Origin of the sequence: Pseudoclavibacter sp. RFBA6 (genome assembly GCF_002931575.1) — a bacterium.
In the GTDB taxonomy this organism is placed as follows: domain Bacteria; phylum Actinomycetota; class Actinomycetes; order Actinomycetales; family Microbacteriaceae; genus Pseudoclavibacter; species Pseudoclavibacter terrae.
Genome location: NZ_PSUA01000006.1, coordinates 1 through 12051 on the forward strand (window position 1 = coordinate 1; position 12051 = coordinate 12051).

Sequence of the window (12051 nt, forward strand, 5' to 3'; positions counted from 1 at the left end):
ACCCTGTGGGAGAGTAGGTCACCGCCGGACTTCTTCATGAGCCGGGGTTGGTTGGTGAGTGAGCAGAGATGCTCCTCGCCTCCCAACCCCGGCTTTTTTGTTGCCCGAAAACTCTGTGAAGCCCAAGGGTCACGACGAAGAGCCCCTACGTTCTCAACGCGGGGGCTCTTCGTCGTCCCAGTCCCGCTGCTGCCTACAGGCGGCCCGTCGCCTTGAGCTCGATGTAGTGGTCAGCGATCGCAGGAGGCAACGCAGAAGGTGTGCCGGTCACCGTGTCCCCGCCAAGGCGACGAACCGTCTGACGCACCCGCTCCTGATCGAGCAAGGCCCGCTCGGCGGCCGAGGCCGCATACGTCTGCTCGCGGGTGTCCCGGCGAAGCACCACCTCGTGCACATCCGGATTCAACACCGACCCGAGCACCACCACGTGCTTGCTCGCCAGCTGCGGAAGTGCGGCGATGACCGGTTCGAGCGTGCCCGCCGTCTCGAGCGTGGAGAGGACCACGACGAGCGACCGATGCGTCGTCACACCGCGCACAAGGCCGGGGATCGCCCGCCAGTCCGTGGCGATCAGCTCAGGCTCCACGTCCGCGAGGGACTCGACCATGCGGCTCAGCAGCTCGGCCCCGGAGACGCCCTGGATGCGTGCTCGCACCCGGCGGTCCCAAGCCACCACGTCGACCCGATCGCCAGCACGAGTCGCAAGCGCGGCCAGCAGCAGCGCCGACTCGATCGCCGTATCCAATCGCGTCTCGTCGGCGACACGGGCCGCCGAGGTGCGTCCGGTATCAATGACGATGACCACACGGCGGTCGCGCTCCGGGCGCCACGTTCGCACGACGAGGTCCTGGCGCCGAGCCGTGGCACGCCAGTCGATCGAACGGACGTCATCCCCTCGGACGTACTCGCGCAGCGAATCGAACTCGGTGCCCTGCCCGCGCACCATGAGACGCGTCGCCCCATCCAGCTCCCGCAGCCGCGCGAGACGCGACGGCAGGTGCTTGCGCGAATTGAACGGGGGCAGCACCCGGAGCACGCCACGGTCGGCGAGGCTCACCTGGCGGGCAGCCAGGCCCATGGGCCCCCAGCTCCTGAGGGTGACGAGCTCGGACCTCCGGTCGCCTCGACGCGACGGGCGGAGAGGGAACTCCGCCACACGTCGCTCGCCGGACGGCACATCGAGCTTGGGTCGGTGCTGCGTCGCACCAGCCGTCGGCTCCCAGCCATCCCGGACCTGGAGCCGGAGCGTCCGCGATCCTCGATTCGTGATGGCGACCCTGCTCACGGCGTCCTCACCCAGCCGCACTCGGGCGGGCAGGTCACGCTCGATCTCCACCTGGCGCGGAGCGCCGGCGAACAGGACGTCCGCGATCGACGCCAGGAGCACGAAGAGCAGCCAGATGGCGAGCGTCACGTACGCGGACGCCGCCGTCTGGCCGAACAGCACCACTGGGACAGCGCCGACCGCGGTCAGGAGCACCAGACGTCCGCTCACCACCATGTGATCACGCTTCCCTTCGGGCATGCACCCTCGACTGACACCTGCAGCTGCCGGATCAGATGGGAACCTGGACCTGCGCCAGGATCGAACGCAGGATCGCGTCCGCGCCGACCCCCTCGAGCTCGGCTTCCGGACGAAGCTGCAGTCGGTGCCGGAGCACCGGAAGCGACATCGCCTGCACGTGGTCAGGCGTCACCGCCTGGTACCCGCTCAGGTACGCGAACGCCTTGCTCGCCGACATGAGGGCAGTCGCCCCACGGGGAGAGACTCCCATGCGGACAGACGGCGACTGACGGGTCGCGCGTGCGATATCGACGATGTACGCGAGCACGTCCGCCCGAACGTCGACGGCGGCCGCCTCGGCCTGGGCGCGCCTCAGCTCTTCAGCCGTGAGCGCGCTTCGCACCCCAGCAGCGCGCAGGTCTCGCGGAGAGAACCCCGCGGCGTGCCTGCGCAGCACCTCGAACTCGGCGTCCCGCGACGGCAGCTCGAGCACGAGCTTCAACAGGAAGCGGTCGAGCTGAGCCTCCGGGAGGGTGTACGTGCCCTCGTACTCGATCGGGTTCATGGTCGCGGCGACGAGGAAGGGGGAGGGGAGCGCGCGCGTCACCCCGTCGGCAGACACCTGGCGCTCCTCCATCGCCTCGAGCAGGGCCGACTGCGTCTTCGGCGGCGTTCGGTTGATCTCGTCCGCGAGCAGGATGTTCGTGAACACCGGGCCCTCGCGGAACTCGAACTCGCCAGCCGCAGCGTCGTAGACCAGCGAGCCCGTGATGTCACCCGGCATGAGGTCGGGCGTGAACTGCACGCGCTTCGTGTCGAGCGACAGCGTCTCGCTCAGGGTCCGCACGAGGAGCGTCTTGCCGACCCCGGGGATGCCCTCGAGCAGGGCGTGACCGCCGGCGAGCAGGGCGACGAGGAGCCCGTCAACGGCTCGCTCCTGTCCGACGACGGCCTTGGCGACCTCGCCTCTGACTCGCTGCAGTGCTTCACGGACATCGGTGCTCATACTGGGCCTCCGGATTTCTCGGCGGTGCTACTCGGGTCGGTGGTGCCTGGGCCACTGCTGAGGTGGACGCTGCCGGGGTCCGCCGCGTCGGCGACCGCGCGTTCCAGCGTCAGCAGCGCCTGGCTGAGGTCGAGCAGCTCCGCCTCGCTGCCGGGCACGGCGTCCAGGAGGGTCCAGGCGATGGCTGCTCGGTTCGCGCCGAGGATGGCCGCGCTCGAGGTGATGATCTCCTGCACGCCGGTGGCTTTGGCCAGCCCGAGCGACGTCGCGAGGCGGGTGGTCGTGCCGATGCGCAGGTTGTCGAGCGCGCGCAGCCGCGCGCGCTGCTGGGCGTAGAGCCTTCCGCGGCCGTGCATGGTCTCCGACGCCTCGACGATCACCGGCAGGCGCTCCTCGACGAGCGGACCGAAGCGGCGACCTCGCCAGACCATGACGGCCAGCAGCGTGGCGAGCGCGATCAGGATGCTGGGCGTCAGCCACGGCGGCACGAAGGCGTCGAGTGAGGGCTCGACGCCGAAGACGGCCTCCGCGTCCGAGATGCCAGGCGTGTACCAGACGAGCGACTGGGTCTGTCCGAGGACCGCGAGCCCCATGGCAGCGTTTGCGGAGCTCAGCACGTCGCCGTTGCTCAGGTTGTCCGTCGCACCAAGCGCGGCAAGTGTCGTTCCGGAGGGAAGCGGCGTCTCGACGTAGGCGAATCGACCAGACTCGGCGTAGCAGGTGCTGCTGGCCGCGGCGGCAGCGTCGTCGAGCTGGTAGAGCCGAGCTCCGCGCTGCGAGATCTCGGGTGCCAGCTCGGAGAGGGGTGCAGCGCATTCCGGGCCCGCCTCGACGACATCTTCCGTCTCACCCGCGGCTCCGACTCCACCGACCGTGATCGCCCCGCCGAATGCTTCGAGGAGGCCGCGGCTCGGCGCGAGCAGGACAACCCGGTCCGCGTCCAGCTCGGCGATCTGAGCTGCCAGCTCATCGACCGCGATGCCATCGCGGTCGTGCACGACGAGTGTCGTCTCCCCCTCGGCCTCCTGGAGCCGCGCCCGCGCGTCAACGATGCTCTTGGCGCTGCTGGTCTGAACTCCCTGCTCGCCGAGCACGGTGAACACGGCCTTGCCCCCGTTGGGGCGCGCGGAATCGACACCGAGATACGGGGAGTTGGCACTCGCGACACCGCCTGCGATGAGCGCGCTCGTCACTGCGATCAACACGGCTCCTGTGGCGATGAGGATCCACGGGCGTGCTCGCCTCAAGCGCTCTGGAATCGTCGGCGTGGCTTCTTGCGTGTGGCTCATGAGGCGCGACCCGCGAACGAGGTGAGGGCCACCGGCTTGGCTGCCTGCAGCGACGAATCCACGTCTCTCAGCGCCAGCCAGTCGTCCTCAGACGCGCCGAGGCCCAGGTATCTGGCTGCGTTGAACGACCGGGCAGCTCGCTGCAGCCCGGTCGCCTGTCCGGGGAACGCGGAGGTCGTCGCCGCAGCGACAGCTGTCGCGGTCATGCCGGGGCTCAGCGCGATCACGGTGCGGTCATGCACGGCCCGCGCGAGTGCCCTGAACTGCTCGATCACGGCAGTCTCGAAGTCACCGCGCGCCCCAGCGGCTGCAGCCGAAGCCCGCAGCTCCTGCGCGGAACGCTCGTCGCCGTCGAACAGATCAGGCGAGAGCGCCGCCCCGCGTCTCGCTCGCTGAACGAGGATCGGGCGTCCCACGAGCAACGCGATGACGGCGAGGACGACGATCGCGCCGAGCACGAGAGCGATCGGCGAGAGTCCGCCGGGAACTCCGTCGATGGGCTGCAGGATGTCGTTGACCCAGTTCCAGAAGTCGTCGATCCACAGGTCGAGCCAGGTCGGCGAGGCCTGCGTGTACTCGCTCTTGGCGAGCTCGCCCTGCAGCAGGTCTCGGGCTCGGTCCTCGTCGATCTCCAGAGGGGGCTCTCCAGAGCCGGCCCAGGGGCCACGGGTCATCAGCGCGCGTATCCCGGAGCGGTCATGGGCGGTAGGTGCTGCTCCCGCTGCACATCGAAGTCAGCGTCGGTGATCTCAGCGCCGGCTGCGGACTGCTCCGCGTACCGCTGGAGGGTCACGCCGAGCCCTTCCTTCCGCATCCGCAGATCGAAGTACAGGATCGTCGCGTTCCCGCTGGTGAGCACGAGGACGATCGCCCCGAGCAGGACCTGCAGGGCTGAGGTCACCAGCAGGATCACCGCGAAGGCGACGATCGTGCCTGCTTGCGGTTCCACCGACTGCCCGCTGCCGAGCGGCGTGAGGATGACCTGGCCCATGCTGACGGCCAGCTGCGCGACCGTCGAGACCGCTCCGGTCGCGAAGTTCAGGATCACCTGGATGACGACGACGATGCCGAGCACACGCCAGAAGTTGCCGTGGGAGAGGCCCCAGCTGCGCCGGATGGCCGCGATCGGCCCGAGCCCCTCGAGCACGATGGCACTCGGAGCGAACATGATCTTGATGCCCACCCACACCATGAGGACAACCGTCGCGCCGCCGAGCAGCAGCGTGAAGATCACGCCGAGACCGATGGAGCCGGCCATCGTCGCCTCGTCTGCTCCGGAACCCGAGAGGACCATGAACAGGATGAACGGGATGAGCAGCCACCCGACAGCGATGAGGAGGAGCGAGCCGACGCCGACGATCAGCGCATAGCCGATGAGGCGCCAGATGCCCCGCCAACCGGCGCGCCAGGCTTCCTTGAACCCGAGCTTCTCGCCGATGGCCCCGCGCGCGACCACGCGGACGAGGATGCCCTGCAGGAGCGCCGAGCCGACACCGGCGATGGCCAGGCCGAAGATCGCGGCGAGCGAGGTGAGCGTGATGGAGGACACGAGCATCGGCGTGATGTCCTCCTGGCTCCCGCCGAACGGGATGCGAGTGAACATGAGCATGCCGACGACCACCGGGAGGAGGCTCGCGAAGAGGGTGGTCGCGCCCATGACGATGACGGCACTGCCGAGGGTCGTCTTGGGGGACGTGCGGAAGAGTCGGAAGGTGGCGGCGAGCGCATCCCCGAACGCGAGTGGACGCAGCGGGAACAGGCCGGGCGTGGGGGCCGGCATCCACTGGCCACCAGGCTGCTGCCCGTACCCGGATTCCGGGGCAGGGCCGTACTGCCAGTTCGATGAGCCAGGGACGGGCTGGGGTGCGGGCCACTGGGCACCCTGCTCGAAGCCGCCGGGCGACTGCGCTCCGGGTGTCGGCGGATACGCGTGGTTGGGCTCTGGTGCGTGCTCGTATGGGCCATGCGTCACCCGCCCATCGTGGCATACCGCTCGCCGCGCTCTCTGGGTTGAGCCTCTGAGGAGGCTACGCCCGCTACGCTGAGGGAACCGCCCGGTCTCGTGCGGGTTCTGGAACAGGGAGGGTTCTGTGGGCGAACGCATCCTCGTGGTCGATGACGACCTCGCGCTCTCGGAGATGATCGGCATCGTGCTCAGGGCTGAGGGCTACGAACCGGAGTTCTGCGGTGACGGCGCGGCTGCCCTCGGCGAGTTCCGTCGGGTCAAGCCGGAGCTCGTGCTGCTCGACGTCATGCTCCCTGGGCTCGACGGCATCCAGATCTGCCACCTGCTGCGCGCCGAATCCGGGACCCCGATCATCATGCTCACCGCGAAGTCCGACACGACCGACGTGGTGCGCGGCCTCGAGGCCGGCGCCGACGACTACATCGTCAAGCCCTTCAACCCGAAGGAGCTCGTCGCGCGCATCAAGACGCGACTTCGCGCCAGCCAGCCGGAGGTGCAGAGCATCATCCGCGTCGGCGACCTGACCCTGAACGTGAACGCGCACGAGGTCCTGCGAGGCGACGAGCAGATCAACCTGACGCCTCTCGAGTTCGACCTGCTCCTGACCCTCGCGGCCAAGCCGCAGAAGGTCTTCACCCGTGAGGAGCTCCTCGAGCAGGTCTGGGGCTACCAGTACAAGGCGGATACGCGACTCGTGAACGTGCACGTGCAGCGCCTGCGCGCGAAGGTCGAGCACGACCCGGACCACCCGAAGATCGTGGCGACGGTTCGCGGCGTGGGCTACCGCGCTGGGAACACCACCGCATTCTCCTGACGTGAGCGCAGTGATACCGCGCGCGACCTCCACCTCCCCTCGATCCTCCGACGTCGACACGGAGGGCATCCGCGTCCCCTACCGATGGCGGTCCGCCCGCGGCGTGTGGCGGAACCTCGTGTTCCTCTGGCGCACGTCGCTGCCGTTCCGCACGATCGCGCTCTCGGTCGCGCTGACGACCGCGACAGTGCTCTCGGTCGGTTTCGTCATGTCGAACTCCATCGCGAGCGACCTCTTCAACTCGAGGCTTCGGCCGCTGGTCTCCGAAACCGAACGCGCCGTGACCGCGGCCCAGACCGTCTTCGCGTCAGGCGAGGAGACGGACAGCGCTGCCCTGGAGACGCTGCAGACCGTGGCTGTGGATGCGGCTCAGGACTCCGCGGCGAACAGCTACGGCGTCATCTTCATGCAGAGCGCGTCGGGGACCGGCGAGCAGCCGAACGAGCTGCGAGCACTCGCGAAGGGGCCCGTGTCGGCAGACCTCGTCTCCGCTGAGCTGAAGGAGGCGGTCAGCGCAGGCGCGGACACGACCGCGACCGGTGCCGCGTCGACCTCCCCGCAGACGCACTATCAGTCGATCGCCCTCGTCGACGAGCTCGGCAACGTGGTCCCCGGCATCGTCATCGGCTCGACCGTGACCGTGCAGAACCTCGGCCAGTACGAGATGTACTTCGTGTACTCGATGGAGGAGACCCAGCAGACGCTCGACTTCGTGCAGCGCACCCTCGTCGTGGCCATGATCGTGCTGGTCCTGCTCGTCGCCGTCATCACGGGATTCGTCATGCGTGCCGTCATCCAGCCCATTCGCGAGGCGGCGAAGACGAGTCGGCGTCTCGCGGCAGGCCACCTCGAGCAGCGTGTCCCCGAGTCCGGCGAAGACGACATCGCCACGCTGGCGAGGTCGTTCAACGAGATGGCGGACAGCCTGCAGGACCAGATCGAGCGCCTCGCGAACCTGTCCCAGGTGCAGCAGCGCTTCGTCTCGGACGTCTCCCACGAGCTGCGTACGCCGCTCACGACCATCCGTCTCGCGGGTGGGATGCTCTTCGACCGTCGAGATGACTTCGACACCGTCACGGCCCGCTCGGTCGAGCTGCTGCACGACCAGATCGAGCGGTTCGAGATCCTCCTCGCCGACCTCCTCGAGATCTCGAGGTACGACGCTGGCGCGGTCGAGATCCTGCGCGAATCGAACAGCCTCGCGACGGTCGCCGACGACGTCATCGGTGCCATGACCCCGGTCGCACTCGACCACGGCACGCGCCTCGTCCTCAAGGCGCCCGGCGGATACGGCGAGTCGGAATTCGATGCACGTCGCATCAACCGGGTCGTGCGCAACCTCCTCGGCAACGCCATCGAGCACGGGGAGGCCAAGCCCATCGTCGTCTCGGTCGACTCCAACGAGTCGGCGGTCGCGCTCTCGGTGCGCGACTACGGCATCGGCATGACCGAGGCGGAGCGAACGAGGGTCTTCGACCGGTTCTGGCGCGCTGACCCCTCCCGCAAGCGCACGATGGGCGGGTCGGGGCTCGGGCTCGCGATCTCCCTCGAAGACGTCCGCCTGCACGAAGGGCGCCTCGAGGTGTGGTCGGAGCCGGGCAAGGGGACGAACTTCCGGCTCACGCTCCCGCGGTTCGTCGGCGGCAAGATCATGGGGTCCCCGCTCCCGCTCGAGCCGGGTGACGCCGGGGCCGCGACCATCACGATCGAGGAGGAGGATGTGTCCTCCGAGGCGTTCACCGACGAGGACGTCGACACGCAGCCGATCGAGCTCCCTGACCTCGTCGGCATGCGCTCCTCGAACGCGGAGCCGCTCGTCTCCTCAGCCCCCACGAACTCGATGGACGTCATCGACATCGCCCCCATGGACGAGCCGACGCAGACGCCAGCACCCTGGGACGACGCCGAGGCGGTCGTGGTGACGAGCTCGGCTCCCGACTCCGTGCCGTCGCTTCCCAGCAGCGACCCCGACGATGGCGTGAACAGCGACGACGCCGGCCCGAGCCGCGACCAGGAACAGGAGGACCCGAAGTGACAGGATCCGCGCACCGACGTCGCGCCGCGCGAAGCTCGACCGCCGCGATCGTGGTCCTCGCCGTGCTCGTGCTCGTCGGATGCGCCCGCATCCCGACCTCAGGCCAGGTCCTGGCCGGCGAGTCCGAGCAGCAGGAGAGCGACCAGTCCTACAGCTTCTTCCCTGACGCGCCCCGCGACGGGATGAGCCGCGAGGAGATCGTCGAGGGCTTCCTCGATGCGGGGACCGGAACGCAGAACGACTACGAGGTCGCGAGGGAGTACCTCGCGGACTCGTACCGGCAGGAGTGGGATCCGAACGCGCGCATCCTCATCACGGCGTCCGTGCCGGACGTGGTCGACGCGGGCCCGGACAGCATCCAGGCCAGCTACAAGTCCTCGGCGAGCGTCGACTCGGAAGGCCTCTACAGCGAGCTCAAGAGCGGAACGACGGAGCGGCTCGAGTTCACGCTCGCCCAGGATTCCGCCGGTGAGTGGAGGATCACCCAGGCCCCACCAGGCATCGTGCTGCTGAGCCAGAACTTCCGCAGCCTCTTCAAGAGCTACACGCTCTACTTCTACGACGACACCCTCTCGCGGCTCGTGCCGGACGTGCGCTGGTTCGACGCGCAGCAGACTGCGCTGACGCGGATCGCGCGCGCTCTCGTGAACGGCCCAGCCCCCTGGCTCGCCGAGGGCAACGTCGTCAGCGCCATCCCGTCCGGCGTCTCCTTGCTGGGCGCGGTCACCGTCGAAGGGGACGTCGCCGACGTGGACTTCTCTTCGAGTCTCTCCTCCACCTCACCGGACCAGTACTCGCGGATGCTCCTGCAGCTCACGGAGAGCTTCGCGGACTTCGAGGCGATCTCGAGCGTCACCATGTCGATCACGGGTGTCCCCATCGACCAGGAGCTTCCTCCGGAGGACGAGGTCGTGGTGAACCGCCAGGTGACGAGCACACCGCTCGTCTACAAGAGCGGTGAGCTCGGCTTCCTCGGCGGCGTCAACGTCACGCCATCGCCTGAGACGGCGGCTCTGCAGGGCGCGCTCGCCTCGCTCAGCCCGCAGAAGGGCGCCTACTCCGCCGACGGTGATGTCGCATCCTTCGTGACCCCGAACGGCGTCTTCACGACACCCATCTCCGATCCGGAGCCGTTGCTCGTGGACGCACGACCGGGCCCGTTGGCCATGAGCCTGGACAGCTGGGGGTACACCTGGACCGGGAGCACCGACGGACCCGGGCTTCGCGCGACTGACGTCGAGGACCGGCAGCACAGCTGGCTCGAGCCCGCTGAGAACGTCGGAGCCACCGGGTACCGGGCCATCGCCGTGTCGCGCGACGGCGCGAGGCTCGCCGTGCTCGAGAACAGCTCCGTCGGGGTGCGCGTCGCGGTCATGGCGATCGAGCGAGAGCCGAGCACGAACCGGCCAGTCGCGCTCGGCGTCCCGCTCGTGCTCGAACCGGGTGGAGCCTCGCCGGTCGATCTCGCCTGGGTGGACGAGACATCCCTCGCCGTCCTCGCAGTCGGCAGCGAGGGGACCGCCGAGGTTCGGACACAGACCGTCGGCGGCACCGTCAGCGTCAACGGGGCGGTGCTCGACGGCCAGCAGATCACGGGAAGCAACACCCCGGCCGGGCTGCGTGTGCTCGACAAGGACCACCACATCTACGTGCCGAAGGGCAACAGGTGGCAGCAGTCTGACGCTGTCGTCGACTTCATCCTGACGCAGGTGTGACGGATGCGCTGAGGCTGTTCTCCACAGTCTCAGACGCCGCCGGCGACCGCGGGCCAGGCTGAGGCAAGCTTGCAGGATGTCGCCGCCGTCGATGCTGGTCGCGCGCCTGCGCACGTGGCTCGAGCGGATGCGCTCGGACGCGCTCGACGCGCTCGCGGTGGTCCTCCCGGTCACCTGCGCCTCGTGCGGAGCCGTCGATCGGGCCCTGTGCCGGCGGTGCGGCGAGCACCTCGCCCGCGATACGGGCGTCCGGGCGTGCGAGCTGCGAGTCGTCGCGGGCGACGGCAGCCGCATCCCGGTCTTCGCCGCCTCCGACTACGAAGGCGCGGTCAAGGCGCTCATCGCGGCGCTCAAGGAGCGGGGGAGAACGGATGCTGCCCGCCCGCTCGGCCTTCTCCTGCGGAGGGCGATGAGCGGACTGGCGGAGTCCGCACGAGCTCCCGCATCCGCGACCGGACCGCTGCCCGCGTGGGTTCCGGTGCTCGCTCCCTCCTCGCCGAGGTCTCGCCGTGCCCGCGGATACGCCCACCTCGCCGTGCTCTGGGAGGTCGCGGTGCCAGGGACACGCGGCGTCGACGGGCTCCGCGTCAGCCGACGGGTCCGCGACCAGGCGGGGCTCTCCAGGCACGGCAGGGCGGCGAACCTCAGGGGCGCCTACGTCGCGGACCCCAGGCTCGGCGGTGCGCGGGTCGTCCTGGTCGACGACGTGGTCACGAGCGGCGCGACGATCAGGGAATCGGTTCGCGCGCTGGAAGCCGTGGGTGCGGTGGTCATCGGCTGCGCCGTGATCGCGGAGACGAGGCGGAGGTCACCGCAGAGCCCGTGAGCCGAACCCGACACGCGCGGAGGGTACGGCATGCCTGCGAAGTCGCAGATAACACCGGGTGAATAGGGGTCTACGATTGCGGCACAGCATCACGAGGCAGTGACACCTCGGCCTCGTGCAGAACGACAGGAGAGTGACATGGAAATCACGATCACCGGTCGCAACACCGAGATCCCGGACCGCTTCCGCGAGTACGCCACGGAGAAAGCGCTCGCCAAGGTCTCGTTGCTCGATGGCAAGACGCAGGCGGCGGAAATCAAGCTGACCAAGCGCACGGACCGCGCGGGCAACCTGCTCGACAAGGGCAAGGTCGAGATCACGCTCTTCGGCCCTGGCCCCTTGATCCGCGCAGAAGCCGAGGCCGGTGACAAGTACGCAGCCTTCGATCTCGCGCTCGACAAGCTCGTCGAGCGTCTCCGTCGCAACAAGGACCGCAAGAAGATCCATCGCGGACAGCACACCCCCCTCCGCCTCCAGGAGGCGGCAGCAGACAACTTCTCGCAGATCGACGTGGTTCCCGCTGACACGGACACGATCAGGCTCGTCGAGAACGGCGGCACCGCCTCTGAGATCGCGGCAGAAGAAGAACAGCTGGACGAGCTCTACTCGCCCGTCGTGATCAGGGAGAAGACCTTCGCCCCGAAGCGGCTCAGCAACGACGAAGCCGTCGACCACATGGAACTGCTCGGCCACGACTTCTTCCTCTTCATCGAGAGCGAGTCCCTCCGCCCGAGCGTCGTCTACCGCCGGCGCGGCTGGGACTACGGTGTCATCGCGCTCGACGAGAACGAGGTTCCCGTCTCCTGAGCCCACCCCGCTCACCCTCGCCCCGGTCGATGCATCCAGCATCGGTCGGGGCGAGGTGCGTAGAATCAACGAATATGCACAGCACGGGC

At 68.8% G+C, this 12051-nt stretch carries 10 protein-coding genes; 5 read left to right on the plus strand and 5 right to left on the minus strand.

Annotated features, from left to right (window positions below):
* Window positions 1–193: 193 nt before the first annotated feature.
* Genes C5C17_RS05115 through C5C17_RS05135 form a run of 5 tightly spaced genes read right to left on the minus strand, consistent with a single transcriptional unit; the run spans window position 194 to window position 5771 of the window.
* On the minus strand, window positions 194–1501 hold the full coding sequence (locus C5C17_RS05115; RefSeq protein WP_104252356.1) for a DUF58 domain-containing protein: 1308 nt from the start codon (window positions 1499–1501) through the stop codon (window positions 194–196).
* 55 nt (window positions 1502–1556) lie between these two features.
* Complete coding sequence (locus tag C5C17_RS05120; protein ID WP_104252318.1) at window positions 1557–2510, minus strand: MoxR family ATPase; 954 nt, start codon at window positions 2508–2510, stop codon at window positions 1557–1559.
* Window positions 2507–3799: a DUF4350 domain-containing protein gene (locus C5C17_RS05125; RefSeq protein WP_146079081.1), complete on the minus strand. Its 1293-nt coding sequence runs from the start codon at window positions 3797–3799 to the stop codon at window positions 2507–2509. The genes C5C17_RS05120 and C5C17_RS05125 overlap by 4 nt, the downstream gene beginning before the upstream one ends.
* Window positions 3796–4473 carry a DUF4129 domain-containing protein gene (locus C5C17_RS05130; protein WP_104252320.1) on the minus strand — a complete coding sequence of 226 codons (678 nt, stop codon included), beginning with the start codon at window positions 4471–4473 and terminating at the stop codon, window positions 3796–3798. The genes C5C17_RS05125 and C5C17_RS05130 overlap by 4 nt, the downstream gene beginning before the upstream one ends.
* Entirely contained in the window at window positions 4473–5771 is a 1299-nt protein-coding gene (locus C5C17_RS05135) for a hypothetical protein (RefSeq protein WP_104252321.1), read from the minus strand. The genes C5C17_RS05130 and C5C17_RS05135 overlap by 1 nt, the downstream gene beginning before the upstream one ends.
* Before the next feature lie 118 nt (window positions 5772–5889).
* On the opposite strand from C5C17_RS05135, the gene mtrA reads away from it, so the two are divergent.
* From mtrA to hpf, 5 genes are all read left to right on the plus strand, one after another.
* On the plus strand, window positions 5890–6579 hold the full coding sequence (gene mtrA, locus C5C17_RS05140) for an MtrAB system response regulator MtrA (RefSeq protein WP_104252322.1): 690 nt from the start codon (window positions 5890–5892) through the stop codon (window positions 6577–6579).
* Between the two features lies 1 nt (window position 6580).
* Window positions 6581–8614 carry an MtrAB system histidine kinase MtrB gene (gene mtrB, locus C5C17_RS05145; protein WP_258065959.1) on the plus strand — a complete coding sequence of 678 codons (2034 nt, stop codon included), beginning with the start codon at window positions 6581–6583 and terminating at the stop codon, window positions 8612–8614.
* On the plus strand, window positions 8611–10329 hold the full coding sequence (locus tag C5C17_RS05150; RefSeq protein ID WP_104252323.1) for an LpqB family beta-propeller domain-containing protein: 1719 nt from the start codon (window positions 8611–8613) through the stop codon (window positions 10327–10329). The genes mtrB and C5C17_RS05150 overlap by 4 nt, the downstream gene beginning before the upstream one ends.
* A gap of 76 nt (window positions 10330–10405) precedes the next feature.
* Entirely contained in the window at window positions 10406–11155 is a 750-nt protein-coding gene (locus C5C17_RS05155; protein ID WP_104252324.1) for a ComF family protein, read from the plus strand.
* A 138-nt stretch (window positions 11156–11293) separates the two neighbouring features.
* On the plus strand, window positions 11294–11962 hold the full coding sequence (hpf, locus tag C5C17_RS05160) for a ribosome hibernation-promoting factor, HPF/YfiA family (protein WP_104252325.1): 669 nt from the start codon (window positions 11294–11296) through the stop codon (window positions 11960–11962).
* Window positions 11963–12051: the final 89 nt, after the last annotated feature.

Bases quoted from the DNA above. Each gene is read 5' to 3' on its own strand.
- C5C17_RS05115 (WP_104252356.1), bottom strand. From the start codon at position 1,501: ATGGTGGTGAGCGGACGTCTGGTGCTCCTGACCGCGGTCGGCGCTGTC.
- C5C17_RS05120 (WP_104252318.1), bottom strand. From the start codon at position 2,510: ATGAGCACCGATGTCCGTGAAGCACTGCAGCGAGTCAGAGGCGAGGTC.
- C5C17_RS05125 (WP_146079081.1), bottom strand. From the start codon at position 3,799: ATGAGCCACACGCAAGAAGCCACGCCGACGATTCCAGAGCGCTTGAGG.
- C5C17_RS05130 (WP_104252320.1), bottom strand. From the start codon at position 4,473: ATGACCCGTGGCCCCTGGGCCGGCTCTGGAGAGCCCCCTCTGGAGATC.
- C5C17_RS05155 (WP_104252324.1), top strand. From the start codon at position 10,406: ATGTCGCCGCCGTCGATGCTGGTCGCGCGCCTGCGCACGTGGCTCGAG.
- hpf (WP_104252325.1), top strand. From the start codon at position 11,294: ATGGAAATCACGATCACCGGTCGCAACACCGAGATCCCGGACCGCTTC.